The following is a 26,392-nucleotide window of genomic DNA, read 5'->3' as shown; positions in this document are numbered from 1 at the left end:
CGCCATGGAGCACGACGACCTCCTCCTCGACGTCCAGTCGCTGTCCGTGGAGTACGCCTCCCCGGGGCAGGTGCCGGTGCCGGCCGTGCACGACGTGTCGTTCGCGCTCCGGCGCGGCGAGTTCGTCGGGCTCGTCGGCGAGTCCGGGTCGGGCAAGTCCACGCTCGGCTTCGCGCTCACGCGGCTGCAGAAGCCGCCGGCGCGCATCAGCGGAGGACGCATCCTCTTCGACGGCCGCGACATCCGCGAGCTCGACGCCGAGGAGCTGCGGCGCCAGCGACAGGGCGGCTTCGCCATGGTGCTGCAGTCCGGCATGAATGCGTTGAACCCCGTGCGGACCGTGGGCAACCACTTCCGCGACATCTTCGCCGCGCACGGCCATGTGCCCGCGGAGCAGCGCGAGGCCAGGGCGCGGGAGCTGGTCGGCAAGGTGGGGCTGAAGCCGGAGGTGCTCGACCGGTACCCGGGGGAGCTCTCCGGAGGCATGCGGCAGCGCGCCTCGATCGCCCTCGCCCTCTCGCTCGAACCCCAGCTGATGGTGTTCGACGAGCCCACCACGGCGCTCGACGTGCTCGTCCAGCACGCGGTCATGGACACGATCCAGGAGCTGCAGCGGTCCGAGCGGTTCACGGCCATCCTCATCAGCCATGACCTCGGCATCGTCCTCGAGGCGACCGACCGGGTGATGGTCATGCACGAGGGGCGCATCGTGGAGGATGCCTCCAGCCAGGACATCCTGCACCGTCCGCAGGACGAGTACACCCGGATGCTGTTGAGTCACTACGCCGACCCGCGCGCCGAGAAGATCGAGATCCCCGGGTTCGTCGATCTCGGCACCCGTCGCCGGGAGGGGCGCAGCCGCACGGACGTCACCGAGACGTTGCCGACGGTGTCGCCGCGGGACGCCCGCCGCGCCGACGCTGCGATCGTGGTGGAGGGCGTCTCGAAGCGCTATCCGGCTCCGCGCCGCGGGCAGGATCCCGTCGTCGCGGTCGACGACGTGTCCTTCCGCCTGGAGCCGGGGGAGGCGCTGGCGCTGGTCGGTGCCTCCGGCTCGGGCAAGTCGACGATCGCGAAGATGCTCACCGGGGTCGAGAAGCCGACCTCCGGCAGCATCCGCTTCGGCGATACCGATGTCGCGTCCTTGAAGCGCCGCGGACTCCGCGACCTCCGCAAGGACGTGCAGATGGTGTTCCAGGATCCGTACGCGGCCCTGAATCCCCTGCACACCGTCGAGTACGCGCTGACCCGTCCGGTCGTGAACTACACGAGGCTGCGCGGGGCGGAGGCCAGGGCCCGTGTGCTCGAACTGCTGGAGACGGTGGGCCTGACGCCCGTCGAGCAGTTCGCCGCCAAGCTGCCGCACCAGCTCTCCGGCGGGCAGCGGCAGCGCGTCGTGATCGCCAGGGCGCTCGCGAGCGACCCGCAGGTGCTGATCGCGGACGAGCCGGTGTCGATGCTCGACGTGTCGCTCCGCGCCGGCGTGCTCGCGCTGCTGGAGGACCTCCGCGAACGGTGGGGCATCAGCATGCTCTACATCACGCACGATCTGCTGAGCGCGCGTCTGGTCACCGAGAACATCCTCGTGCTCAACAGCGGCCGCGTCGTCGAGCGGGGCGAGACCTCCCAGGTGCTGCAGCATCCGGAGGACCCGTACACGGTCGAACTGCTCGACGCCGTGCCGAACCCTGCCCGCGCCCGCTGAGGCCCGGGAAAGACTGCAAGAAAGAGAGAGGAGCGCATCCGTGCTCGCATTCCCCGACGGCTTCCTCTGGGGCGCCGCGACCGCCGCCCACCAGGTGGAGGGCAACAACACCACGAGCAACTGGTGGGCGATGGAACACGCGCCGGACTCGACCATGGTCGAGCCCTCCGGTGACGCCGCCGACCACTTCCACCGGTATCCGGAGGACATGCGGCTGCTCGCCGAGGCGGGGCTGAACTCCTATCGCTTCTCGGTCGAGTGGGCGCGGATCGAGCCGGAGCGCGGGTTCGTCTCGCGGGCGATGCTCGACCACTACCGCCGCATGATCGACACCGCGCGGGAGAACGGTCTCGACCCGACGGTCACCCTCATGCACTTCACGGTGCCGCAGTGGTTCCAGAAGGACGGGTTCTGGCGTGCGGACGACGCGGTGGACCTGTTCTCCCGCTACGTCGAGACGGTGCTGCCGATCCTCGACGGGGTGCGCTACGTGTGCACGATCAACGAACCGAACATCGCGGCGATGCTGGCCGGGGGAGAGGACGCGGCGAACCTCGTCGCCTATGGCCTGCCGAACCCCGACCTCGGCGTCGCGGACACCCTGCTGCAGGCGCACCGGCGCGCGTCCGAGATCCTGCACACGGTCCCCGGTGTGCAGGCGGGGTGGACGATCGCCACCCAGGCGTTCCACTCCACGGGCGAGCCCGGCGCGGACGAGATGCTCGCGACGTACGGCGACCCGCGTGACCACTGGTACCTGGAGCAGTCCGCCGGCGACGACTTCGTGGGCGTGCAGGCCTACACCCGCACGTTCATCGGTCCGGAGGGTCCGCTGCCGGTGTCGCCGGATGTGGAGACGACACTCACGGGCTGGGAGTTCTTCGCCGAGGCCCTCGAGCTGGGCGTGCGCAGCGCGTGGGAGCGCAGCGGCGGCGTGCCCGTGCTCGTCACGGAGAACGGCATCGCCACGGCCGACGACACCCGGCGCATCGCCTACACGCAGGGGGCGCTGGAGGGGCTGCACCGCGCCATCAGCGACGGCATCGAGGTCCGCGCCTACCAGCACTGGAGCGCGCTGGACAACTACGAATGGGCGAGCGGATTCCGGCCGACGTTCGGTCTCATCGGCTTCGACCACCAGACCTTCGAGCGGTTCCCGAAGCCCTCGCTGGCCTGGCTCGGCGAGGTCGCCCGCCGCAATGGGCTCTGACGAGCCGCACGGCGTAACCACGGGCATGGGGGCACCTAGAATTGTCCCCATGCCCGCTGGCGACTCCTTCTACATCACCACGCCCATCTACTACCCCTCCGATGTGCCGCACATCGGCCACGGGTACACGACGGTGGCCGTCGACACCCTCGCGCGGTGGCACCGTCAGGCGGGGGACGACACGTGGATGCTCACGGGCACGGACGAGCACGGTCAGAAGATGCTGCGGGCCGCGGCGGCGAACGGCGTCACCCCGCAGGAATGGGTCGACAAGCTCGTCAGCGAGAGCTGGTTCCCGCTGCTGAAGACCCTCGACGTCGCGAACGACGACTTCATCCGCACCACGCAGGAGCGGCATGAGACGAACGTGCAGACGTTCTTCCAGCGCCTGTACGACCGCGGGTACATCTACGCGGGAGAGTACGAGGCGCTCTACTGCGTGGGCTGCGAGGAGTTCAAGCCGGAATCGGAGATCGTCGACGGCACGGGTCCGTTCGAGGGGCTGAAGGTCTGCGCCATCCACTCGAAGCCGCTGGAGCTGCTGCAGGAGAAGAACTACTTCTTCAAGCTCAGCGAGTTCCAGGACCGCCTGCTCGAGCTGTACAAGACGGAGCCCGACTTCGTGCGCCCCGACTCGGCGCGCAACGAGGTCGTCTCGTTCGTGAGCCAGGGCCTCAAGGACCTCTCGATCTCCCGCTCGACCTTCGACTGGGGCATCCCGCTGCCGTGGGACGAGTCGCACGTCATCTATGTGTGGGTCGACGCGCTGCTCAACTACGCCACGGCCGTCGGCTACGGCTCCGACGAGGAGACCTTCGCGCGCCGCTGGCCCGCCTACCACGTGGTCGGCAAGGACATCCTGCGCTTCCACGCCGTCATCTGGCCCGCGCTGCTGATGGCGGCGGGGCTCGACGTCCCGAAGGGCGTGTTCGCGCACGGCTGGCTGCTCGTGGGCGGCGAGAAGATGTCGAAGTCGAAGCTCACCGGCATCGCGCCGACCGAGATCACCGATGTCTTCGGCTCCGACGCGTACCGCTTCTACTTCCTGTCCGCGATCGCGTTCGGACAGGACGGCTCCTTCTCCTGGGAGGACCTCTCCGCCCGGTACCAGGCCGAGCTCGCGAACGGGTTTGGCAACCTCGCCTCGCGCACGACCGCGATGATCGAGAAGTACTTCGAGGGCATCGTGCCGCCGGCGGCCGCGTACACCGAGGCCGACCTCGCGATCCAGCGGATCGTGGCGGACGCCGCGACGAAGGCGGACGCCGCGATCGGCCAGTTCCGCATCGACGAGGCGATCTCCGCGATATGGACCATCGTCGACGCGCTCAACGGGTACATCACCGAGAACGAGCCGTGGGCGCTCGCCCGCGACGAGGACAAGCGCGAGCGTCTGGGCACCGTGCTCTACACGTGCGCCGAGGGGCTGCGCGCGCTCGCCGTGCTGCTGTCGCCGGTGATGCCGCAGTCGACCGAGAAGCTGTGGATCGCCCTCGGTGCCGCGGAGACCCTCGGCCGCCTGCAGGATCAGCCGATCCGCGAAGCCGGCGCCTGGGGCGTGCTGAAGCCGGGCACGAGCGTCAACGGCCTCGCTCCGCTGTTCCCGCGCGTGGAGTCCACGGCCTGACATCCGGGCAGGACACCATGGCGGAGACCTACGTGCGCGAGCGCTCGGGCGACGGGCGCAAGGATCGGACCTACCCGGCGGCCCCGGAACCCCTCGCCGTGCCCGTCTACGACAACCACGCGCATCTCGAGATCGCCGATGGCCCTTCGACAGGCTCAGGGACCCAGGGGCTTTCCCTCAAAGCCCAGCTCGACCGGGCCGAGGCCGTCGGCGTCATCGGCGTCGTGCAGGCGTCGGGCGACATCGAGTCGTCCCGCTGGGCGGTCGCGGCCGCCGCGTCCGATCCGCGGGTCCTCGCCGCGGTCGCCATCCACCCGAACGACGCCCCGACGTACGCGGAGGAGGGGCGCCTCGACGAGGCGCTCGCCGTGATCGACGACCTCGCCGCGCATCCGCGCACGCGCGCGATCGGCGAGACCGGGCTCGACTTCTTCCGCACCGAGCCGGAGCGCCGTGCGCCGCAGTTCGCCTCGTTCGAGGCGCACATCGCGCTCGCGAAGAAGCACGGCATCGCGATGCAGATCCACGACCGGGATGCGCACGAGGCCGTGCTCGAGACGCTGACGCGGGTCGGCGCTCCCGAGCGCACCGTGTTCCACTGTTTCTCGGGGGACGAAGCGATGGCGCGGGTCTGCGCCGATGCCGGGTACTACCTCTCGTTCGCCGGGAACGTGACGTTCAAGAACGCGCAGAACCTGCGGGACGCCCTCAAGGTCACCCCGCTCGACCGCCTCCTCGTCGAGACGGACGCTCCGTTCCTCACGCCGATTCCGCTGCGCGGCCGCCCGAACGCGCCGTACCTCGTGCCGCTCACGGTGCGCTTCCTGGCCGCGGAGCTCGGCCTGGACGTGGACGATCTCTCCGCGCAGCTCGCCGAGAACACGTTGCGGGTCTACGGCTCGTTCGCCGACTGACCCTCCGGCTCGACGTCGTCCGGCCCCGTCTCGGCGACCGGCTTCGCGCTGACGATGTGCGAGATGGGCTTCCACACCAGCAGCAGGGTGATCGCCGCCCCGCCGAACGCGAACCACCACGGCGCCGTCAGGCCCCAGGTCTGCGCGATGACGCCGCCGAGGGCCTGGCCGACGATCATGCCGCCGAAGACGCCGACCATGTTGACCGAGGCGACGCGCCCCTGCAGGGACGCGGGGACGAGCCGCTGCCGGACGGTCGTGGAGATCGTGCCCCACACGAAGGCGTACGCGCCGAAGAAGAACATGATGACGAGGGCGACCGTGCCCGTGGTGGTCAGCGCGAAGGCGAGGTGCATGAGCACTTCGAGCGAGAGCACGATGCGCATCAGAGTCGCGAAGGACACGTGCCGCTCCAGCCAGCCGAAGCTCAGCGTCGCGACGATGCCGCCCGCCGCGGACGCCGTGGTGAGGGCGCCGTAGCCCACGGGCCCCATCTGCAGGTGCTCGGTGGCGTAGAGCACGAGCACGCCCCACGGTGCGGCCCACGTCACGTTGAAGACGAGGATGATGAGCACGAGCATCCGCACCGGCGGGTTGCGCCACAGCCAGCGCAGCCCCTCCGCGATGTCGGTGTGCACCGGCGGGTGGGTCTCGGTCTCCCGCGGCGGCACGGGGGTGCGCGCCATCCGGGAGATCAGGACGATGGCGAGCGTCACGCACAGGACTTCGACGAGGAACGGCCACGCGCTCCCGGCGGCGAAGAGGAAGGCGCCCAGCGGCGGTCCGGCGAACTGGTTCGCCACGAGATATCCCGCCTGCAGCCGTGCGTTGCCGATGCCGAGGTCAGCCGGCTTCACGAGCATCGGCAGCAACGTGCTCCCCGCGGTGTCGACGAAGACCTCCGCGGTGCCGTAGAGGAACGCGACGGCCAGCACGATCCCGATGTTCGCCGTTCCCGTCACGAGGAACACGCAGAGGGCGGCGAGCACGACGGCGCGCACGGCATTGGCTGTCATCACCAGGCGCCGCCGATCGAAGCGGTCGGCGATCGCCCCGGCGTGCAGGCCGAAGAGCAGCCACGGCAGGAACTGCAGGATGGCACCGGAGGCCACGAGGATCGGCGACGACGTCATCGAAGCGATGAGCAGGGGAGCGGCGGCCAGCGCCACGCCGTCTCCGATGTTGCTCGTCCACGACGACGCGAGCAGCCAGCGGAAATCCCTGCCCAGGCGCCGCGGAGCGATCAGTTCACCGAGGGAGGGCACCTCCGAAGGATAGCGATGATCACGGACACTGCCGAGGAACTCACCCAGGAACCCACCCAGGATCCGGGCACGGCTCGTCATCCGGGAGAATGGATCCATGACCGTCACGTTGCTCGGGGCCACCGAGATCCGCCGTCTGGCCGCCGAGCTCGATGTCACCCCCACCAAGAAGCTCGGGCAGAACTTCGTCGTCGACGCGAACACCGTCCGCAAGATCGTCCAGGCCGCCCGCGTGCAGCCGGGGGAGCGGGTGGTGGAGGTCGGACCGGGACTCGGGTCCCTGACGCTGGCGATCCTCGAGGCGGGGGCCGCGGTCACCGCGGTCGAGATCGACCACCGCCTGGCGGCGCGTCTGCCGCAGACCGCTGTCGAACACGGGGTCGAGGCAGACCGGCTCACGGTGGTCGACGCCGATGCGCTCCGCGTCACAGAGCTGCCGGGGGAGCCGACCGTCCTCGTCGCGAACCTGCCGTACAACGTGTCGGTGCCGGTGCTGCTGCACTTCCTGGAGACGTTCCCGTACCTGCAGCGGGGTGTCGTGATGGTGCAGGCCGAGGTGGCCGAGCGTCTCGCCGCGAAGCCCGGGTCGAAGATCTACGGCTCGCCGAGCGTGAAGGCCGCCTGGTACGGCGAGTGGAAGCTCACCGGGAACGTCTCCCGGCAGGTCTTCTGGCCGGTGCCGAACGTGGACAGCCTCCTCGTCGGCTTCGACCGCTCCGAGGGGGAGCGCGGACCGGTGGAGGAGCGCCGACGCACCTTCGCGATCGTCGATGCGGCCTTCAACCAGCGCCGCAAGATGCTGCGGCAGGCCCTCTCCGGGGTCTTCGGCAGCTCCGCCGCGGCGATCGAGGTGCTGACCGCCGCCGGCGTCGCCCCGACGGCCCGCGGGGAGGACCTCACGGTCGACGACTACCAGCGGATCGCCCAGCACGCAACGGCGATCGAGGGTTCCGGCGTCAGCGGCTAATCTGGCACGGTGACCGACTCCCCCCGCTTCCGCCCCGATGTCCCCGAGCTGCACCGTCCGTACGCCGCCGACGAGGGCCGCTACGGACGGTTCGCCTACCGTCAGGTCGGCTCCTCCGGCCTGTACCTCCCCCCGATCTCGCTCGGGCTCTGGTGGAACTTCGGCGACAACATCCCGCTCGACAACCAGCGGGCGCTCCTGCGCCACGCGTTCGACCACGGGATCACGCACTTCGACCTGGCGAACAACTACGGCCCGCCGTACGGCTCCGCCGAGAAGAACTTCGGTCGCATCTTCGCGGAGGACCTTCGTCCGTACCGCGACGAGCTGATCATCTCGTCGAAGGCCGGCTGGGACATGTGGCCCGGCCCGTACGGCGACTACGCGAGCCGGAAGTACATCCTCGCGAGCGCGGAGCAGTCCCTCACGCGCATGGGGCTGGACTACGTCGACATCTTCTACTCGCACCGCGTCGACCCGGTCACCCCGATCGCCGAGACGGTCGGCGCTCTCGACACCCTGGTCCGCCAGGGCAAGGCGCTGTACGTCGGCATCTCCTCCTACAGCGCCGAGCGCACGGCCGAGGCCGTCGCGGTGGCGAAGGAGCTGGGCACGCCGCTCGTCATCCACCAGCCCGCGTACTCGATCCTCAACCGCTGGATCGAGGACGGCCTCACGCAGACCCTCGAGGAGTCGGGCCTCGGCGCCATCGCCTTCACCCCGCTCGCCCAGGGGCTGCTCACCGACAAGTACCTCGGTGACGGCACCGCCGAGCGCGCGCAGCAGCGCGGTTCGCTGCCGAAGGGCACACTGACCGATGACGCCGTCCAGACGCTCCGCGCGCTGAACGAGGTCGCCCAGGGCAGGGGACAGTCGCTCGCACAGCTCGCCCTGCAGTGGACGCTGCGCACCCCGGTCGTCGCCTCGGCTCTCATCGGAGCGTCCCGCACGGAGCAGCTCGACGAGAACCTCGCGGCTCTGGACGGCCCCGCCTTCACCGACGAGGAGCTCCGCCGCATCGACGAGCTCGCCGGCGCCATCGACGTCAACCTGTGGGCGACCTCGTCGGACCTGTGATCCGCTCATGAGCCTCGCCGCGTCCTCCCGGTCCGTGCACGTGCGCGCGCCGGGGAAGATCAACGTCTACCTCGGGGTCGGCGGGCGCCATGACGACGGCTATCACGCCCTCGCGACGGTCTTCCAGGCGGTGTCGCTCTACGAGGACGTGATCGCCAGGGAGGCCGACGACTTCTCCCTCACGGTGTCAGGGGTGGAGGACGACGGCTCGGTTCCGCTCGACGACCGGAACCTCGCGATGCGCGCGGCCAAGCTGCTGGCCATGGCGACCGATCATCCGGGCGGGGCGGCGCTGCGGATCCGCAAGAGCGTCCCCGTCGCGGGCGGCATGGGCGGCGGTTCCGCGGACGCGGCGGCCGCGCTGGTCGCGTGCGATGCCCTCTGGGGCACGGGGCTCTCGGCTGCACGGCTGCACGATCTGGCCGCGCGGCTCGGCGCCGACGTGCCGTTCGCGCTGCACGGCGGCACCGCCGTCGGCACCGGCCGCGGCGATCAGCTGAATCCGGCCCTCGCCCGCGGCCGCTTCGATTGGCTGCTGGTGACCAGCGACGAGGGACTGTCCACCCCCGCCGTGTACACCCGGCTCGATGAGCTGCGCGAGGAGGAGGGCGCGCTCGCCGACGATCCGCCGCTCTCGCTGGACGTGCCGATCCCGGTGCTGCAGGCGCTGCGGACCGGAGATGCCTGGCAGCTCGCGGACGCGCTCCACAACGATCTCCAGGCGGCCGCCCTGGACCTGCGACCGAATCTGGCGCAGACCATCGAACGCGGGGTCGCAGCAGGCGCGCTGCACGGCCTCGTCTCGGGATCGGGGCCGACCGTGGCGCTGCTCTGCGCGGATCCCGAGTCCGCGCAGGCGGTGCAGACGGCTCTCCGCGAGGGCGGCCTCGATCCACTGCACGTGCACGGCGCCGTCCCCGGAGCCCGCATCATCGGCTGAGCCTTCCCGATCCGCCGTGTCCGGGACACGAGGGGTGTGCGCGCGGTCGAGGTGCGTCCGGGGGTCATGGCAGACATAATGAAGTGGTCATGTGACCGTGCACACGCGAGGAGGCTGGATGTCCACCTCCTCCGAGCGTGCCCGCATGCCCAGCATCCGCGACGTCGCCCGCCTCGCCGGCGTCTCCCACCAGACGGTGTCCCGGGTGCTCAACGACCACCCCAGCATCCGCCCGGAGACCAAGGCGAAAGTCCTCGACGCGATCGCCGTCCTCGACTACCGCCCCAACCTCGCCGCCCGCGCGCTCGTGACGAGCAAGTCGAACATGCTCGGCATCCTCTCCGCGACGATCGGCGAGTTCGGACCGACGTCGTCCATCGCCGGCATCGAGGACGCGGCGCGGGAGGAGGGGTACTCCGTCTCCACGCTCAATCTCCCCGCGACCACGCCGGAGGCGATCGGCAACGCCGTGCGCCAGCTCGAGCGCGAGCAGGTCGACGGCATCGTGGTGCTCGCGCCGCAGGTGCGCGTCTTCCATGTCCTGCGCGGCATGAACGTCACGATGCCGTTCGTGACCCTGCAGACGGCCTCGGGATCGGACGGCGTGAGCCTCTCGGCTGACCAGGTGGCGGGGGCGAAGGCGGCCACGGAGCACCTGATCGCTCTGGGCCACAGCGACATCCTCCATCTCGCCGGCCCGCAGGACTGGATCGAGGCCGAGTCCCGGATGCGCGGGTACCTCGATGCGCTCCGCGACGCCGACCTTTCCACGTTCCCACCGATCCGCGGCGACTGGACGGCCGACTTCGGCTACTTCGCCGGCAAGGAACTCTCGCTGCGGCGCGACTTCACGGCGGTGTTCGCGGCGAACGACCTCATGGCGATCGGGCTGCTCCACGGCTTCCGCGATGCCGGGCTGCGCGTGCCGCACGACGTGAGCGTGATCGGCTTCGACGACATCCCGGTCGCGGCGCACGTGGCGCCGACGCTCAGCACCGTGCATCAGGACTTCCCCGAGCTCGGCCGACGCGCCGTGCGCATCCTCCTCGCCGAGATCCGCGGTGAGAAGCCCCCCGCGTTCGGCCCTCTGCAGACCCTTCTGCGGGCGCGCGAATCCGCTGCATCACGGTAGCGACACGAAAACACGCCGCGGACTTGACACCGCTCCTGCGGAAGACGACGATATACCGATGTGAACGGTCACATCGAAGGTGACCGCACGTCGCGAGGAAGATCCGTGAGCACCACAGCAACGTTGCCGACCGTGTCAGGCCCGATCCTGGAGATGCGCCGCATCACCAAGGAGTTCCCGGGAGTCAAGGCGCTCGCCGACGTCTCGATCACCGTCCGCGCCGGTGAGATCCATGCGATCTGCGGCGAGAACGGCGCCGGGAAGTCGACGCTGATGAAGGTCCTCTCGGGGGTGTACCCCTACGGGACCTACGACGGCGAGATCCTCCTGTACGGCCAGGAGCAGCGCTTCAAGGACATCGCTGCCAGCGAGCAGGCCGGCATCGTCATCATCCACCAGGAGCTCGCGCTCATCCCGGAGCTCTCGGTCACCGAGAACATCTTCCTCGGCAACGAGATCCGCCGCTTCGGGCGCATCGACTGGCAGGCACAGAAGGAGCGCACGATCGAGCTCCTCGCCCGCGTGGGGCTGGATGAGGACCCTGACGTCCCGGTCAAGACGCTCGGCGTCGGCAAGCAGCAGCTCATCGAGATCGCCAAGGCGCTCAACAAGGACGTCAAGCTGCTCATCCTCGACGAGCCGACCGCGGCGCTCAACGAGAACGACTCGCAGCACCTCCTCGACCTGATCCTCGGGCTCAAGGCCAAGGGCATCGCGTCGATCATGATCAGTCACAAGCTCAACGAGATCGAGCAGATCGCCGACGAGATCACGATCATCCGCGATGGCCGTACGGTCGAGACGCTCGACATCTCCCGCGGCGAGATCAACGAGGACCGCATCATCCGCGGCATGGTCGGCCGGTCGCTGGAGAGTCGCTACCCGGATCGCACGCCGGAGATCGGCGAGGTGTTCTTCGAGGTCAAGGACTGGTGGGTCCAGCATCCGACCGTGCCGGAGCGCATGGTCGTGAAGGGGTCGAGCATCAACGTCCGTCGTGGCGAGGTCGTCGGCATCGCCGGGCTCATGGGGGCCGGCCGTACCGAGCTGGCGATGAGCATCTTCGGCCGCTCCTACGGCACGTTCCTCTCCGGCACGATCGTGAAGGACGGACAGGAGATCGAGCTCCCCGACGTCGCCGCCGCCATCAAGCACGGGCTCGCCTACGTGAGCGAGGACCGCAAGGTGCTGGGCCTCAACCTCCTCGACACCATCAAGCGGTCCATCGTCGCGGCGAAGCTCTCCAAGATCGCGCACCACGGCGTCGTCGACTCCCGCGAGGAGTTCTCGGTGGCGGAGCGGTACCGCAAGGCGCTGCGCATCAAGACCCCGTCGGTGGAGGAGGGCGTCGGCAAGCTGTCCGGCGGCAACCAGCAGAAGGTCGTCCTGGCGAAGTGGATGTTCACCGACCCCGACCTGCTGATCCTCGACGAGCCCACCCGCGGCATCGACGTCGGCGCCAAGTACGAGATCTACGCGATCATCAACGAGCTCGCCGCGCAGGGCAAGGGCGTGATCGTCATCTCCAGCGAGCTGCCCGAGCTGCTCGGCATCTCCGACCGCATCTACACCGTGTTCGAAGGCCGGGTCACCGACTGCATCCCGGCCGACCAGGCGACCCCCGAAGACCTCATGCGCAGCATGACCTCCGCGACCCAGAAAGCAACCGCATGACCACCGACTCGACCACCGCGAAGCGCGGCTTCCACTTCAAGGACATCACGAAGATGTTCGGGGGAGGGCAGTCGACCCTCCGTCAGTTCGGCATCCTCGGCAGCCTCGTCGTCATCCTCGTCGTCTTCCAGGTGCTGACGTGGATCTTCAAGGGCACCGGACTGACGCTGTCCTCCGGAAACCTCATCAACGTCGTCAACCAGTACTCGTACATCCTGATCCTGGCGATCGGCATGGTGATGGTCATCATCATGGGACACATCGACCTCTCGGTCGGATCGGTCGCCGCGTTCACGGGCATCGTCGTGGCGAAGGCCATGCAGGACTGGAACCTCCCCTGGCCGCTGGGCATCCTCCTCGGTCTCGGTGTCGGCGTGCTCGTCGGCGCCTGGCAGGGATTCTGGGTCGCCTACGTCGGGGTGCCGGCGTTCATCGTGACGCTGGCCGGCATGCTGTTCTTCCGCGGTGCGAACCAGGCGGTGGGTGACTCTCAGTCCGTGCCCGTGCCGGAGGGCTTCAAGATCATCGGTGCCGGCTACCTGCCGGAGATCGCCCTGCCCCTGCCGTTCAACATCCCGACCATGCTGCTGGCGCTCGCCGGTGTCGCATGGATCGTGTTCTGGGAGATCCGCACCCGGCGCATCCAGCGCAAGATGGGCTCCGACATGGCGCCCATCTGGGTGAGCGTGACGAAGGTCGTCCTCATCTCGGCCGTCATCCTCATCGCCGGCTGGCTGTTCGCCACGGGGCGCGAGGGCACGAGCTTCCCGATCTCGGGCGTCATCCTCCTCGCCCTCGTCATCCTCTACTCGTTCATCACGAACAACACCGTTTTCGGCCGCCACATCTACGCGGTCGGCGGCAACCGCCAGGCCGCGCGCCTCTCGGGCGTGAAGGACCGTTGGGTGGACTTCTTCGTGATGATGAACATGTCGGTCCTGGCCTCGCTCGCCGGCATGATCTACGTCGCGAGGGCGACCGCCTCGGGCCCGCAGGACGGCAACGGCTGGGAGCTCGACGCGATCGCCTCCGTCTTCATCGGCGGCGCGGCCGTCTCCGGCGGCATCGGCACGGTGATCGGGTCGATCATCGGTGGTCTGGTGATGGCGTTCCTGAACAACGGCCTCGCGCTGCTCGGCGCCGGTGCTGACGTGGTCTCGATGATCAAGGGCCTCGTGCTGCTGTTCGCCGTCGGCGTCGACGTGTGGAACAAGCAGCAGGGTCGTCCGTCGATCACCGGCTTCCTCACGCGCCGTCTCGGCCGCAAGCAGGACCCGGCCACCGACACGTTCGATCCCACGAAGACCAACTACCCCACCAGTCAGAAGTACGAAGCCCCCGCCGTCGAGGAGACGCGCGGATAGTAAGGGCCACGTCGCGCAACGCAGGCGCGGCGGGACCTGCACACACCAGAGAAAGAGATCACATGAAGAAGATCCTTCTGTCGGCGACAGCGCTTGTCGTCGCGGGCGCATTCGCCCTCACCGGCTGCTCCTCGGAGCGCGGCGGTGGGGACTCGGGTTCGGGGGCGGGCGAGGAGACCGCCTCGGGCTTCGACGCCGGCTCCACGATCGGTGTCGCTCTGCCCGACAAGACCTCGGAGAACTGGGTCCTGGCCGGTCAGCTGTTCACCGACGGCCTGGAGAAGGCCGGTTTCAAGGCGGACGTGCAGTACGCGCCCGCCAGCAACACGGTCGCAGAGCAGCAGAACCAGATCCAGGCGATGGTCACCGGTGGCGCCAAGGTCATCATCATCGGTGCCAAGGACGGCAAGCAGCTCACCACGCAGGTGGAGGCCGCCCGCGACGCGGGTGTCGCGGTCATCGCCTACGACCGTCTCATCGAGAACACCGACGCCGTGGACTACTACGTCGCCTTCGACAACTTCGAGGTCGGCAAGCTCCAGGGCCAGGCGCTGCTCGACGGCCTCGCCGAGCGCGCGGATCACGAGGCGCCGTACAACATCGAGCTGTTCTCGGGCTCGCCGGACGACGCCAACTCGGCGGTGTTCTTCAACGGGGCGATGGAGGTGCTGCAGCCGAAGATCGACGACGGCACGCTGAACGTCGTCTCCGGGCAGACCGAGATCTCCCAGACGGCGACCGAGGGCTGGAAGCCGGAGAACGCGCAGCGTCGCATGGACTCGATCCTCACGTCGAGCTACGGCTCGGAGACGCTCGACGGCGTCCTGTCCCCGAACGACACCCTCGCCCGCGCCATCATCACCTCGGCGCAGCAGGCCGGCAAGCCCGTCCCGGTGGTCACCGGTCAGGACTCCGAGGTCGAGTCGGTGAAGTCGATCATGGAGGGCGTGCAGTACTCCACGATCAACAAGGACACCACGCTGCTCGTGGAGCAGGCCATCAAGATGGTCGGTCAGCTCCAGAAGGGCGACGAGGTCGACGTCAACGACACCGACCAGTACGACAACGGCAAGAAGGTCGTCCCGGCCTACCTCCTCCCGCCGGTCATCGTGACCAAGGAGAACGCGGCCGAGGCGTACGCCAACGTTCCGAGCCTCCTCGAGATCGTGAAGTCGTACGAGTAAGCAGAAGCGAGACCGTCCTCGTTCCCCGCGAACGTCGGACACGACGAGCCGTCCGGACCTTCGGGTCCGGGCGGCTCGCCGCCGTTGTCAGGGCTCAGCCTCGCGGCGTCCGCTGCCGGAGTGCCTTCTTCGCGTGATCAGGGCAAGAAGGAGGGCACAGGTCGACAGGGTCACGGCGACCGCGACGGGGGAGAGCGGACCGGCTCCGCTGGCGAGCGTCCAGCCGCCCCAGGCCGGACCGATCACGGCACCGAGGTTCAGGGCCGCGGTCGCGTAGGACCCTCCCATCGTCGGGGCGGCGGAGGAGGCGTACAGGACGCGGGTGATCAAGGTGCTTCCCACGCCGAACGAGGCCATGCCCTGCACGAAGACGAGAACCAGCAGCGCGACCGGCTGATCCGCGACCGTCGCCAAGACGATCCAGCCGCCCAGGAGCAGCGGTCCACCGACGGCGAGCAACGCGCCCGAGTGCCGATCAGTGTATCGACCGGCGATCGTCACGCCGAGGAACGAGCCGAGACCGAACAAGACGAGCGCGACCGAGACCGCAGCGTCGGGCAGACCGGCGATCTCGGTGACGATCGGCGCCAGGAACGTGAAGACCGCGAAGGTCCCCGCGTTCACCAGCGCCGCCAGGATCATCGCGAGGGCGAGCGGCGGCGTCAGCAGGAGGGCGATTTCCGCGCGCAGGGACGGTGCCTTCCTGGCGGGATGCGCCGGGGCCGGGGCTGCTCCGGATGTCGACCGAGGCTGCCCATGCGTCGCGCCCCGGATCGTCGTCGGCACTCCACGGAGGATCCCGAGGAGCGCGGGGAGACAGAGCAGAGCGACGGCGGCGAAGGTGGCCCGCCAGCTCGATGCGCTGCCGAGCACCGCCCCCGCAGGGACGCCGACGACGGTGGCGATGGTCGTCCCCGAGAGCACCACCGCGAGGGCGCGTCCCGTGCGTTCGCGGGGGACGAGGAGAGTCACCGTACGCAGCGCGACGGCGAGGAACCCCGCGTTCGCGAGGGCGCTGAGCACGCGCATGACGAGGAGGAGCTCGAAGGCAGACGTCACCGCGCCGACGACATGGCACGCGGCGAAGAGCGCCAGGCAGACGATGAGCGTGCGACGCGGCGGCCACTCGCGCGCGAACGCGGCCATGGCGGGCGCGCCCACGACCATGCCGACGGCGAAGGCCGAGGTGAGGAGACCGGCCGTGCCGACCGGGACGTGGAGGTCGTCCGCGATCGCGGGGAGGAGTCCAGCGAGCATGAACTCCGAGGTGCCCATGACGAAGACCGCCAGGGCGAGGGCATAGAGGGGGAAAGGCATCGAGTGCTCCGAGGTGAGAGGGAAGAGGAGGGCTTCTCGTCACCACGGTCAGCGCCCGGGTCACCGGCGCGCGCCCGCCGACAGGGCGGACGAAGGGATCAGCGGTTCACGGGGCTGACGGTGTGACCGGCAGCCCCCGACCTGTCTGATTCGGGACTCGACATGCCCTCCACCCTACGGCTGATCGGCGTGCCTGCGTGATCGGTGTGCAGGCGCGATCGGTGTGCCTGCGTGATCGGTGTCCCTGCGTGATCGGTGTGCAGACGTCAACGTCGTGCCTGCGGGATCAGTCGGAGCCGGGCCGCGCGTCGGCGGCGGACCACGGGGGATCCTCGGCGAAGGTCACGGTGTGCGGAGGCGGCGGTCGGTCGATGTAGCTCCGGCCGGTGGGGCTCGTCCACTCGAGAACGCCGCCCGGCCCCTGCTCGACGTGCCACGGAGAGTGGTGTTTGAGCATGTGATGTCGTCGACAGAAGGTCGCGAGGTTGTCGTGCACGGTCTCTCCGCCGAGCGCCGCATCGTGATTGTGATCGAGGTCGCACTTCCGCGGCGCGAGGCCGCAGCCGGGGAAGCGGCAGCGTTGATCGCGGGCCCGCAGGTGCCGGCGGAGGTCTTCGCTCGGCCGGTACCGGTCGACGGCCAGCAGCGCCCCGCTGATCGGGTGGGTGAGCACCCGGTCCCATCCGCTCGCCGCGCCGGCCAGTCGGCGGGCCGTGGCCGGATCGATCGGGATGACCCCGTCGAGCTCGGCGGCGAGGATCGGAGTCCCGTCCGTGGTCCCTTCCTGCTCGCCGTGCATCAGGGTCAGCACCGGCACGGTGACCTCGACGCGCGCTCGAAGTTCCGAGAGCAGTCCTTCGTCCGAGTCATGTCCCGCCGGAGCGCCCGTCAGGACGAGGTCGGCGAGCAGGTCCGCGCGCAGCTGGTCCACGGTCCTGTCGTCGGGGATGCTCTCCTCCGCCTCCCGACGGTGTGCTCGCGCGTTCTCCTCCCGCACGGCATGCGCCATCTGGGAGAGCCGGTCGAACATGCCGTGCACGAGGGCCGCAGGGCCGCGCGCACCGAGTTCGGCCATGCCGTCCTCGAGGTCGGTCACCCAGACGCGGCGCAGCTCCCTGGCGTCGCGGTGTCGCTCGACGAGCGTCCGCTCCTGGAGCCGGTCGGCCAGTCGGCGCACGAGCCGGCGTATCCGGTTCGGAGACTCCGCAGCGGCCACCTCGATCGCCTCCGTCGCGAAACACGAACGGTCGTCCGGGTCATCGAGATGAGCGCCCGCCTCCACGATCAGCCGCGCGTGCGCGGCGCTGATCCGTCCGGCGCCCTGGGCCTCCCAGACGGTGGGGAACCGCTCGACCAGCCAGGACGCCTCGGACATCCGCCGTTCGATCGTGCGGTCGCTGACGCGCTGTGCGGCCCCGATCTCCGCGGCGACCGTGCGGATCGCCATGTCGCCGCCGTCCGGATGACGCGCCTGCCGAGCGATGTCGACCGCAAGACGCCCCGCCATCGCGAGCAGTCCGTCGCGGGCCGCCTACATGCTGCTCAGCGTCTTCTCGGCCGCTTCCAGCCCCTCCACCAGATCGGCGAGCATCGCCATCTGGGAGTCGGTCGCGTCGAGCAGTGCGGGCATGACGTCAGTCCATCACCGACCACCGACATTCGAACGAAGGTTCGAAGGAATCTGGCCGAAAGTCGTATCACGAAAGAATAACGACCGTGGTTGACTGGCTCCGTGCTCCTGAACGTCATCGAAGCCGGGGAGGGCGACCGCGTCGCCGTGCTGCTGCACGGCATGATGGGGTCCGCCGAGAGCTGGCACCGCGTGGTCCCGCTGCTCGTGGAACGCGGCTTCCGCGTGCTGGCGCTCGATCTGCCCGGCCACGGCCTCTCGCCGCGTGACCCGGAGCTCACGATCGAGTCGGCGGCCGATGCCGTCGTCGAGACTCTGGCGCAGGTCGCGGCCGGCTGCGATGCCGAGGGCACCCCGGGGGACCGCGCCTGCTCCACCCTCGCCGTCGCCGTGGGGCACTCCTTCGGAGCCACGGTGCTCGCCGCCGCCGCGCCCCGCCTCGACCCGGGCCTCGCGGTCTACGTCGACGCGCCGCTCGCCCTGCAGGGCGGCCAGGATCGTGCCGTGCTCGTGTCGCAGTACGAGCATGACCGCCGCGAGCGGATGTCGCCCGCCGACCTCCGCCGCCTCCGTCCCTTCTACTCCGTCGACGACGCCACGGTCGAGGCGCGGGCGGCCGAGCGGTTCGACCCGCCGACGGCGGCCTCCGTCTCCTGCGGGGAGGACGGCCATTGGACCGCCGCCCCCGGCTCCATCGTCGTGCGCGCGGAACCCAGCGCCTGGGTGACCGATGAGGACGCGCGACGGTTCGAGCACGGCGGGGTGACGGTGCGCAGCATCCCCGGCGCCGCCCACACCGTCTGGTACAGCCACTTCGAGGTCTTCACCGCCGCGCTGCCGGAGCTCTTCGCCCCCTCGCTCGTCTGACCGGGCGACCGCCCGACGCGGCGCGACTACCCTGGAGAGGACATGGCACATCTTCTCGGGGCCGAAGCCCTGCACCTCGAATACCCGACCCGCGTCGTCTTCGACGCCGTGACCCTCGGCATCGAGGAGGGCGACCGCATCGGCATCGTCGGCCGCAACGGCGACGGCAAGTCGAGCCTTCTCGCCATGCTCGCCGGCCGGAAGGAACCGGATTCCGGGCGCGTGACCGTGCGCGGCGGCACCCGCATCGGCGTGCTCGACCAGGCCGACACGCTCCCCGACGACATCACGATCGGCGCCGCCGTGGTCGGCGACATGGCCGAGCACGAATGGGCCGGAGACGCCCGCGTCCGCGACGTGATCGAGGGGCTGCTGACGGATCTGCCGTGGGACGCGCAGATCGGCTCCCTCTCCGGCGGGCAGCGCCGCCGTGTGTCCCTCGCGAAACTGCTCACGGGCGACTGGGACGTCATCGCGCTCGATGAGCCGACGAACCACCTCGACGTCGAGGCGATCACGTGGCTCGCCGGGCACCTCAAGAAGCGCTGGCCCGCGAACGCCGGAGCCCTCCTCGTCGTGACCCACGACCGGTGGTTCCTCGACGAGATCTGCACCGAGACGTGGGAGGTGCACGACCGCATCGTCGAGCCCTTCGAGGGCGGCTACGCGGCCTACATCCTGCAGCGGGTCGAGCGCGACCGCATGGCGGCGGCGACAGAGGCGAAGCGGCAGAACCTCGCCCGCAAGGAGCTCGCCTGGCTGCGCCGCGGTGCCCCGGCCCGCACCAGCAAGCCGAAGTTCCGCATCGACGCCGCCAACGAGCTCATCGCCGACGTGCCCGAGATCCGCGACAAGGTCTCGCTGCAGTCGCTCGCCGTCTCGCGGCTGGGCAAGGACGTCGTCGACCTGCTCGATGTGGGGGTGACGTACCCTTCGACAAGCTCAGGGACCCAGGCAGGCTCAGGGACCCAGGGAGGCTCAGGGACCCAGGGAGGCTCAGGGACCCAGGCGGGCTCAGGGACCGGCGGGAAGACCGTGCTCAAGGACGTCGAGTGGCGGATCGCCCCGGGCGAGCGCACGGGCATCCTCGGCGTGAACGGCGCCGGGAAGTCCACACTCCTGGGGCTCATCTCCGGCACGGTCGAGCCCACCGAGGGGCGGATCAAGCGAGGGAAGACCGTGCAGGTGCGCACGCTTACGCAGCGCCTCGACGAACTCCTGCCGCACTGGAACGACCCCGTGCGCGTAGTCATCTCGGGTCTGCGCACCTCGTACACGCTCGGCGCCGGGTCGAAGGCGCAGGACCTCACGCCCGGACAGCTCCTGGAGCGACTCGGGTTCTCCTCCGCCCAGCTCTCGACGCCGGTGAAGGATCTCTCCGGTGGCCAGCAGCGTCGGTTGCAGCTGCTGCTCGTGCTGCTCGACCAGCCGAACGTGCTCATCCTCGACGAGCCCACGAACGACATGGACACCGACATGCTCGCCGCCATCGAGGACCTCCTCGACTCCTGGTCGGGCACGCTCCTCGTCGTCAGCCACGACCGGTACTTCCTGGAGCGAGTGACGGACCAGCAGTACGCGATCCTCCCGGGGCCGGACGGCGCGGGGCGCCTGCGGCATCTCCCCGGCGGCGTCGACGAGTACCTGCGCCTGCGACAGCACCTCGAGACGGCCGCGGCGACCGCGGCAGCGGCCCCCGCAACGAGCGGTCTCGACGGCGCTGCTCTCCGGGCGGCGCAGAAGGAAGCCGCCGCCCTGGAGCGCCGCATCCAGAAGCTCACGCAGCAGGTCGACGCGGCCAAGCACGCCCTCGCCGACCACGACCAGTCCGACTACGAGGGCCTCGGCGAGCGGATGAAGGCGATCACGGCGCAGGAGGCCGAGATCGAGGAGCTGGAGCTGCGCTGGTTCGAAGTCACGGAGCAGATCGGCTGACGGAGGAATATCCTTCTCCCACGACTGTTGGGAGTAGCGATGGAAGGCCTCGAAGTAACCGTCCTGCTCGGACTCACAATCCTCGTCGGAACCCTGATCGCCCCGCGCGTGCGTCTCGCGCTGCCCCTCGTCCTCGTCATCCTCGGTCTGGCGCTGGGATTCATCCCGCCGCTGCGCGAGGTCCAGCTGCCGCCGGAGACCGTGCTGCTGCTTTTCCTGCCGGTGATGCTGTTCTGGGAGAGCCTGACGACATCGCTGCGGTCGATCCGCCGCGACTTCCGCTACATCGTGCCGATGAGCACGCTCCTCGTCGTCGCCTCCGCGTTCGCGGTGGCCGGCATCGGCGTGCTGTTCGGCATGCCCTGGGAGATCGCGCTCATCCTGGGTGCTGCGGTCGCACCGCCCGATGCCACGGCCGTCGCGGCCCTCGGTCGGCTGCTGCCGCGTCGGATGTTCATGAAGCTCAAGGCCGAGAGCCTGACCAACGACGGCACCGCGCTCGTGCTCTACGCCATCGCGGTGTCCCTCGCGCTGGGCGGCCAGGTCACGCCGCTCTCGGTCACCTGGGACGTGCTGGTGTCGTACGTGGGCGGGATCGCCGCGGGGATCGTGGTCGCGGCCCTGGCCACGCTGCTGCTGCGCCGCATCTCCTCCACCATCGTCATCAACGTCACGCTGCTGCTCGTGCCGTTCTCCGCGTTCCTGCTCGCCGAGCTCGTGCACGCGTCGGGGGTGCTCGCCGTGGTCGTGGCCGGACTCATCGTCGCCTGGGTGTCGCCGCGCGTGACGACGGCGGCCTCGCGCCGACAGGCCGACGCGGCCTGGCCGTTCGGCGTCTTCCTGTTGAACGGGGCGCTGTTCGTGCTCATCGGCCTCGAGGTGCAGTTCGTCGCGCACGAGATCTCCGCCGCCGCCATCGGCCGCCTGGTGCTCGTGACGCTCGCCGTGTGGGCGACGCTCTTCGCCGTCCGGTACGTGTTCCAGCTCCTCAACGTGCTGTTCCAGCGTCGCCCGGCCGAACGCCCGCCGCGCGGCTCCCGCTCCCGCGCCCGACTCGTGTCCACGGTCGCCGGCATGCGCGGAGCGGTGTCGCTGGCGATCGCACTGTCGGTGCCGACCGGCGTCTCCGAGGGGAGCGTCGTGGGCGGCCGTGACGAGATCGTCTTCGTGACCGCCGGAGTGATCCTGCTCAGCCTCCTCGTGCAGGCGCCTCTCCTCCCCGCGCTCGTGCGCTGGGCGCGATTCCCGGTCGACCATGCCGAGGACGAGGAGTACGAGCTCGCCGAGCGGGCGATCTCGGGTGCGGCCCTGGCCGCGCTCGACGACCTCGCCGCGGAGCACGGCATCGGCCAGGAGGTGCGCGACCGGGTGCGCGCCGAGGGGTACCAGGCGCTGGAGTTCGCGAACGCCCGGACGCTCGCGCGGGAGCAGGCGCTCATCGACGCCGAGGCCGACGCGCTGGACGAGATGCTCGGCGAGCCCGATCCCTACGGCACCGGGGGAGAGGCGCCCCGTCGCGAGGACGAGGACGCAGACGCGGGCGACGTCGCGGTGTCGGCAGGGACCGCCCCCGACCCCGAGGCGACGGACGGCACGACGCTGCAGATGATCGCGACCTCCGCCGACGTCGACCTCGCCCAGCGCTCGCCGCTCGTGCGGCACGAGGAGCACACCCGGCTCAAGCTCGCGCTGCTCGACCGCAAGCGCGAGGTCCTGCTCGGGCTCCGCGGCGCCGGCACCGTGGACGACATGGTCGTCCGCCGGATCTCCGCCCGTCTCGACCTGGAGCAGGTGCGCCTGCAGGGAATCGAAGAGCTCGACTGACCCGCCTCCCGCGCGGCTGTGACGCCGTGTGACATCCCGATTCCGCGACAGCGCGCCCCCCTGCCTAACGTTGTCGAGTCCCGCCAGGAAGGAACTCCTCATCATGTCCCGCCGCACAACCTCCGCCCTCGCCGCGCTCGCCGTGGTCCCGCTGTTCGTCGCCCTCGCCGGGTGCGCCACCTCGTCCGACGCGGGGTCCGGCGACGGCGGTTCCGAGAACGAGACCGTCAAGATCGGCGTGGTCGGCGAGAGCGACCCGCAGTGGCCCGCTTTCGTGGATGCGGCGGCTGACGCCGGCATCACGGTCGAACTCGTCGACTTCGGCTCGTACGAGCTGCCCAACCCTGCGCTGAGCGAGGGGGAGATCGACCTCAATCAGTTCCAGCACGTCGTGTACCTGGCGCAGTACAACGAGGCCTCGGGGGATGACCTCGCGGCGATCGGTTCGACGCAGATCTACCCGCTCGGTCTCTACTCGACGAAGTACGACTCGGTCGAGGACATTCCTGAGGGCGAGACCGTCGCGGTTCCCGACGACGCGTCCAACCAGGCCCGCGCGCTTCTCGTGCTTCAAGCCGCTGGCCTCGTCGAGCTGAAGGACGGAGGCACGGCATTCTCCGATCTCGCAGACGTGGACGAGAGCAAGTCGACGGTCAAGGTCACCGCGCTGGAAGCCGCACTTACTCCGGAGGCTCTGCCCGACGTCGCTGCCGCCATCATCAACAACGACTTCGTCGAGGACGCCGGTCTCTCGTTCGACGATGCACTCTTCACCGACGACCCGGAGGACCCCAGCGCGCTCCAGTACGTGAACATCTTCGCGTCTCGCGCTGAGGACGTCGACAACGAGACCTACCTCAAGCTCGTCGAGATCTTCCAGACCGACGAAGCTGTACAGGAGGGGCTGGCGAAGTCGTCCGGAGGAACCGGCGTCACTCTGCAGACGCCGGCAGATGAGCTCGCCTCGCTGTTGAAGGACGTCCAGAAGGACGTCGCTGCGAACGGTTGATCAGGTTCACCTGAGAGAATCGGGCGACGCGGATGCGTCGCCCGATTCGTCGTCTTCAGGCCGACCCCGCCCTTTCCTCCTTCAAGACCGGAGAACCCATGCCGATCGTCTCCCTCGAGCACGTGTCGAAGAGCTACCCCTCGCCGTCCGCATCCGGCACCCAGATCACCGCTGTCGACGATGTGTCTCTGCAAATCGAGCAGGGAGATGTCTTCGGAATCATCGGCTATTCGGGTGCGGGGAAGTCCACCCTGGTTCGACTCATCAACGCGTTGGAGCCCGCCTCCGCCGGCCGCATCGCCGTCAACGGTGTCGAGATCACGGCACTCAGCGAGCGTGAGCTCCGGCGGGTGCGGAGCGGGATCGGCATGATCTTCCAGCAGTTCAACCTCTTCTCCTCGAAAAGCGTGCGGGCGAACATCGCGTATCCGCTGAAGCTTGCGGGGTGGTCGAAGGCAGACATCGACGCGCGCGTGACCGAGATGCTGTCTTTCGTCGGGCTGAGCGACAAGGCACGCTCGTACCCCGAGCACCTGTCGGGAGGCCAGAAGCAGCGGGTCGGGATCGCGCGGGCACTCGCGACCAGGCCGGCGATCCTCCTCGCCGACGAAGCGACCAGCGCGCTGGACCCGGAGACCACACATGAAGTCCTCTCCCTGCTCAAGCGCGTGAATGAGGAGCAGGGCGTCACGATCGTCGTCATCACCCACGAGATGGACGTCATCCAGACGCTCGCGACCAGGGTCGCCGTCATGGACCGTGGGCGGGTGATCGAGCAGGGAGATGTGTTCGAGGTCTTCTCCAACCCGCAGCATGCCGCGTCGCAGCGATTCGTCGGTACGGTCGTCAAGGGCATTCCCTCCCCGTCCGAGCGTGCTGTCCTGCGTGACCGGCATCAGGGACGACTCGTGACGTTCTCCTTCCGCGACGGCGGTCCGTCCCAAGCGCAGGTCTTCCTGGAGCTGGCGGAGGCCGGGTTGGAGTTCGAGCTGGTCTTCGGCGGTATCAATGACATCCGCGGCAGGGCCTTTGGCCACTTGACTCTCGCGATCCGCGGGGACGACGCTCGCATCGATGCGACGCTTGCACGGATCTCGGAGCGCATCGAAGTGACGGACATCGACCGCGAGGAGGTGCGCTGATGGATCGTTTGATCGAGTTGGGCCCTGAGTTCTGGACGGCTGCCGTCGAGACGCTTTACATGGTGTCGCTGACACTGGTGCTCGGTGGTCTGCTGGGAGGCCTGATCGGAGTCGGGCTGTACCTCACGCGGCCGGGCGGCATGCTGCAGAACCGGGCTATCTCCGCCGTTCTGAACCTCTTCATCAACTTCTTCCGCCCCATCCCCTTCGTGATCCTCATCACCGTGCTGATCCCGTTCTCGCGGTTCATCGTGGGGAGCGGCATCGGCACGAACGCTGCCATCGTCGCCCTGGTGGTGGCGTCGATGTTCGCCATCGGCCGGATCGTCGAGCAGCATCTGGTCGGTGTCTCGCCGGGAGTGATCGAAGCCGCACGTGCGATGGGAGCCGGACCGTGGCGAACCCTCTTCACGGTCGTGATCCCCGAGGCGCTCGGACCCCTGATCCTGGGATACACGTTCGTGATCGTGGCGCTCATCGACATGACCGCAATGGCCGGTTACATCGGCGCGGGTGGTCTCGGGAACTTCGCGTTGACGTACGGCCGACGTCAGTTCGAGCCGGTCGTGATGTGGGCCGCCGTGCTGCTCATCGTCGTGTTCGTGCACGTGGCTCAGACGCTCGGCACCCGGCTCGCGCGGAAGGTCATGCGCCGCTGAGGTCGATTAGCGTGCCGGGGCCTCCTGCAGGCTCCGGCGCGTGGTGAACGTGCGCTCCTGCCCGCTCAGCGGATCGGTGAACCGGAGCTCGCGTGCGAGGAGCTGGAGCGGGCGGGTGAAGTCGTCCGGACGCTCCGGCTGCAGCACGGGGTAGAAGCCGTCGTGGAGGATGCCGAGGCCGAGCGCGGCGAGGTGTACGCGGAGCTGGTGCATCTTCCCGCTGTGCGGACGGAGAAGCGTGTGCACGACGCGGTCGTCGGCGGCGATGACCTCGATGAGCGTCTCGGAGTTCGGCTCGCCGTCCTCATCCACCTGCACGCACACCTGACCGCGGAGCTTCTCGATGCGGTTGCGGTAGACCAGGGGGAACCGCGACGGATCCCAGTCCGCGGGGCGCGCGGAGACCGCCTCGTACACCTTCTCCACGCGGCGATCCTCGAACAGCAGCTGGTAGGCGCCGCGGGTGGCAGGGCGGGCGGAGAACATCAGCAGGCCCGCCGTGGCCCGGTCGAGGCGGTGGATGGGCGTGAGATCCGGGTTGCCGAGACGGTTGCGCAGCCGGACGAGGGCGGAGTTCTGCAGGTACTTGCCGCCCGGCGTGGTGGGGAGGAAGTGCGGCTTGTCCACGACCACCAGGTGCTCGTCCTGGTGCAGGATCTCCTCGGCGAACGGGATCTCCTTCTCGGTCGGAGGCTCCCGGTAGTACCAGACGAACTCCTCGGCGCCGAGAGGCGTGTCCCGGGAGAGCGGCCGGCCGTCGCGCGCGACGATCTCCCCGCGGTCGAAGCGCACGAGCAGCCGCTCCGGATCCAGGTGGAAGAACCGCTCGACCATGTAGGCGGCGACCGTGGGCCATGCACCCGTCATCGGCACGTGCAGCCGGGTCGCGCCGACCCCGTCGCGCACGGGAAGCGGGGAGGGCATGCCCATGTCTCGGCCTTCGGAGCAGG

The 26,392-nt window shown here is 69.3% G+C and carries 21 protein-coding genes; 17 read left to right on the top strand and 4 right to left on the bottom strand.

The annotated features are described in order from the left end of the window. The first annotated feature begins 4 nt into the window (after positions 1-4). From RI211_RS12075 to RI211_RS12060, 4 genes are read left to right on the top strand one after another with little or no spacing between them, the layout of a single operon-like run. Entirely contained in the window at positions 5-1,705 is a 1,701-nt protein-coding gene (locus RI211_RS12075; protein WP_396654949.1) for an ABC transporter ATP-binding protein, read from the top strand. 40 nt (positions 1,706-1,745) lie between these two features. After that, entirely contained in the window at positions 1,746-2,915 is a 1,170-nt protein-coding gene (locus tag RI211_RS12070) for a glycoside hydrolase family 1 protein (RefSeq protein ID WP_315637938.1), read from the top strand. Between the two features lie 49 nt (positions 2,916-2,964). After that, complete coding sequence (metG, locus tag RI211_RS12065) at positions 2,965-4,542, top strand: methionine--tRNA ligase (protein WP_315637939.1); 1,578 nt, start codon at positions 2,965-2,967, stop codon at positions 4,540-4,542. 17 nt (positions 4,543-4,559) lie between these two features. Further along, positions 4,560-5,456 carry a TatD family hydrolase gene (locus tag RI211_RS12060; RefSeq protein ID WP_315637940.1) on the top strand — a complete coding sequence of 299 codons (897 nt, stop codon included), beginning with the start codon at positions 4,560-4,562 and terminating at the stop codon, positions 5,454-5,456. On the opposite strand, the gene RI211_RS12055 is transcribed toward RI211_RS12060, so the two are convergent. Then, positions 5,435-6,721 carry an MFS transporter gene (locus RI211_RS12055; protein ID WP_259951499.1) on the bottom strand — a complete coding sequence of 429 codons (1,287 nt, stop codon included), beginning with the start codon at positions 6,719-6,721 and terminating at the stop codon, positions 5,435-5,437. The two genes, RI211_RS12060 and RI211_RS12055, sit on opposite strands and share 22 nt — an antisense overlap. Before the next feature lie 97 nt (positions 6,722-6,818). On the opposite strand from RI211_RS12055, the gene rsmA reads away from it, so the two are divergent. From rsmA to RI211_RS12020, 7 genes are all read left to right on the top strand, one after another. Continuing rightward, a complete protein-coding gene (gene rsmA / locus RI211_RS12050; RefSeq protein ID WP_315637941.1) occupies positions 6,819-7,688 on the top strand; it encodes a 16S rRNA (adenine(1518)-N(6)/adenine(1519)-N(6))-dimethyltransferase RsmA in 870 nt (289 codons plus the stop codon). 9 nt (positions 7,689-7,697) lie between these two features. Continuing rightward, positions 7,698-8,765, top strand: coding sequence for an L-glyceraldehyde 3-phosphate reductase (gene mgrA, locus RI211_RS12045; RefSeq protein WP_315637942.1), 1,068 nt, complete (start codon positions 7,698-7,700; stop codon positions 8,763-8,765). Between the two features lie 7 nt (positions 8,766-8,772). Then, a complete protein-coding gene (locus tag RI211_RS12040; protein WP_315637943.1) occupies positions 8,773-9,705 on the top strand; it encodes a 4-(cytidine 5'-diphospho)-2-C-methyl-D-erythritol kinase in 933 nt (310 codons plus the stop codon). Positions 9,706-9,823: 118 nt separating this feature from the next. Further along, positions 9,824-10,837: a LacI family DNA-binding transcriptional regulator gene (locus tag RI211_RS12035; RefSeq protein ID WP_187661980.1), complete on the top strand. Its 1,014-nt coding sequence runs from the start codon at positions 9,824-9,826 to the stop codon at positions 10,835-10,837. Positions 10,838-10,897: 60 nt separating this feature from the next. Further along, entirely contained in the window at positions 10,898-12,511 is a 1,614-nt protein-coding gene (mmsA, locus tag RI211_RS12030; RefSeq protein WP_410505918.1) for a multiple monosaccharide ABC transporter ATP-binding protein, read from the top strand. Continuing rightward, complete coding sequence (gene mmsB / locus RI211_RS12025) at positions 12,508-13,875, top strand: multiple monosaccharide ABC transporter permease (protein ID WP_187661979.1); 1,368 nt, start codon at positions 12,508-12,510, stop codon at positions 13,873-13,875. Before mmsA ends, mmsB begins: the two co-directional genes overlap by 4 nt. Before the next feature lie 62 nt (positions 13,876-13,937). After that, positions 13,938-15,059 (top strand): substrate-binding domain-containing protein, encoded by a 1,122-nt coding sequence (locus tag RI211_RS12020; protein WP_315637944.1) that lies wholly within the window; start codon positions 13,938-13,940, stop codon positions 15,057-15,059. Positions 15,060-15,146: 87 nt separating this feature from the next. Here the strand turns inward: RI211_RS12020 and RI211_RS12015 are convergent, their stop codons facing one another. Both RI211_RS12015 and RI211_RS12010 read right to left on the bottom strand, forming a co-directional pair. After that, complete coding sequence (locus tag RI211_RS12015; protein WP_315637945.1) at positions 15,147-16,376, bottom strand: Cmx/CmrA family chloramphenicol efflux MFS transporter; 1,230 nt, start codon at positions 16,374-16,376, stop codon at positions 15,147-15,149. Positions 16,377-16,662: 286 nt separating this feature from the next. Next, positions 16,663-17,883 (bottom strand): HNH endonuclease signature motif containing protein, encoded by a 1,221-nt coding sequence (locus RI211_RS12010; RefSeq protein ID WP_315637946.1) that lies wholly within the window; start codon positions 17,881-17,883, stop codon positions 16,663-16,665. Positions 17,884-18,108: 225 nt separating this feature from the next. Here RI211_RS12010 and RI211_RS12005 point away from each other — a divergent pair, with 225 nt between their 5' ends. The 6 genes from RI211_RS12005 to RI211_RS11980 all read left to right on the top strand — a co-directional run bounded on the left by RI211_RS12005 (position 18,109) and on the right by RI211_RS11980 (position 25,442). Next, positions 18,109-18,873, top strand: coding sequence for an alpha/beta fold hydrolase (locus RI211_RS12005; protein WP_268776812.1), 765 nt, complete (start codon positions 18,109-18,111; stop codon positions 18,871-18,873). 42 nt (positions 18,874-18,915) lie between these two features. Next, positions 18,916-20,808: an ABC-F family ATP-binding cassette domain-containing protein gene (locus tag RI211_RS12000; protein ID WP_315637947.1), complete on the top strand. Its 1,893-nt coding sequence runs from the start codon at positions 18,916-18,918 to the stop codon at positions 20,806-20,808. Between the two features lie 39 nt (positions 20,809-20,847). After that, positions 20,848-22,632 carry a Na+/H+ antiporter gene (locus RI211_RS11995; protein WP_315637948.1) on the top strand — a complete coding sequence of 595 codons (1,785 nt, stop codon included), beginning with the start codon at positions 20,848-20,850 and terminating at the stop codon, positions 22,630-22,632. Between the two features lie 103 nt (positions 22,633-22,735). Further along, on the top strand, positions 22,736-23,641 hold the full coding sequence (locus tag RI211_RS11990) for a MetQ/NlpA family ABC transporter substrate-binding protein (protein WP_315637949.1): 906 nt from the start codon (positions 22,736-22,738) through the stop codon (positions 23,639-23,641). A 98-nt stretch (positions 23,642-23,739) separates the two neighbouring features. Continuing rightward, entirely contained in the window at positions 23,740-24,783 is a 1,044-nt protein-coding gene (locus RI211_RS11985) for a methionine ABC transporter ATP-binding protein (protein ID WP_312675264.1), read from the top strand. Then, the gene (locus RI211_RS11980) at positions 24,783-25,442 is read left to right on the top strand and encodes a methionine ABC transporter permease (RefSeq protein ID WP_312675263.1); all 660 of its coding nucleotides are present in this window, start codon (positions 24,783-24,785) and stop codon (positions 25,440-25,442) included. The genes RI211_RS11985 and RI211_RS11980 overlap by 1 nt, the downstream gene beginning before the upstream one ends. 6 nt (positions 25,443-25,448) lie before the next feature. On the opposite strand, the gene RI211_RS11975 is transcribed toward RI211_RS11980, so the two are convergent. Beyond that, complete coding sequence (locus tag RI211_RS11975) at positions 25,449-26,372, bottom strand: pseudouridine synthase (RefSeq protein ID WP_315637950.1); 924 nt, start codon at positions 26,370-26,372, stop codon at positions 25,449-25,451. Positions 26,373-26,392 lie beyond the last annotated feature (20 nt).

The sequence above is a fragment of the Microbacterium meiriae genome (assembly GCF_032364335.1).
GTDB lineage: Bacteria > Actinomycetota > Actinomycetes > Actinomycetales > Microbacteriaceae > Microbacterium > Microbacterium meiriae.
Note: the sequence above shows the minus strand (reverse complement) of the source record. Positions and strands in the feature narration are given on the sequence as shown.

Coding starts and splice junctions, on each gene's coding strand:
- metG (WP_315637939.1), top strand. CDS start 2,965: ATGCCCGCTGGCGACTCCTTCTACATCACCACGCCCATCTACTACCCC.
- RI211_RS11980 (WP_312675263.1), top strand. CDS start 24,783: ATGGATCGTTTGATCGAGTTGGGCCCTGAGTTCTGGACGGCTGCCGTC.
- RI211_RS12040 (WP_315637943.1), top strand. CDS start 8,773: ATGAGCCTCGCCGCGTCCTCCCGGTCCGTGCACGTGCGCGCGCCGGGG.
- RI211_RS12015 (WP_315637945.1), bottom strand. CDS start 16,376: ATGCCTTTCCCCCTCTATGCCCTCGCCCTGGCGGTCTTCGTCATGGGC.
- RI211_RS11990 (WP_315637949.1), top strand. CDS start 22,736: ATGTCCCGCCGCACAACCTCCGCCCTCGCCGCGCTCGCCGTGGTCCCG.
- RI211_RS12075 (WP_396654949.1), top strand. CDS start 5: ATGGAGCACGACGACCTCCTCCTCGACGTCCAGTCGCTGTCCGTGGAG.
- RI211_RS12020 (WP_315637944.1), top strand. CDS start 13,938: ATGAAGAAGATCCTTCTGTCGGCGACAGCGCTTGTCGTCGCGGGCGCA.
- RI211_RS12060 (WP_315637940.1), top strand. CDS start 4,560: ATGGCGGAGACCTACGTGCGCGAGCGCTCGGGCGACGGGCGCAAGGAT.
- RI211_RS11995 (WP_315637948.1), top strand. CDS start 20,848: ATGGAAGGCCTCGAAGTAACCGTCCTGCTCGGACTCACAATCCTCGTC.
- RI211_RS11975 (WP_315637950.1), bottom strand. CDS start 26,372: ATGGGCATGCCCTCCCCGCTTCCCGTGCGCGACGGGGTCGGCGCGACC.
- RI211_RS12010 (WP_315637946.1), bottom strand. CDS start 17,883: ATGGCGGGGCGTCTTGCGGTCGACATCGCTCGGCAGGCGCGTCATCCG.
- RI211_RS12035 (WP_187661980.1), top strand. CDS start 9,824: ATGTCCACCTCCTCCGAGCGTGCCCGCATGCCCAGCATCCGCGACGTC.
- RI211_RS12000 (WP_315637947.1), top strand. CDS start 18,916: ATGGCACATCTTCTCGGGGCCGAAGCCCTGCACCTCGAATACCCGACC.
- mmsB (WP_187661979.1), top strand. CDS start 12,508: ATGACCACCGACTCGACCACCGCGAAGCGCGGCTTCCACTTCAAGGAC.
- RI211_RS11985 (WP_312675264.1), top strand. CDS start 23,740: ATGCCGATCGTCTCCCTCGAGCACGTGTCGAAGAGCTACCCCTCGCCG.
- rsmA (WP_315637941.1), top strand. CDS start 6,819: ATGACCGTCACGTTGCTCGGGGCCACCGAGATCCGCCGTCTGGCCGCC.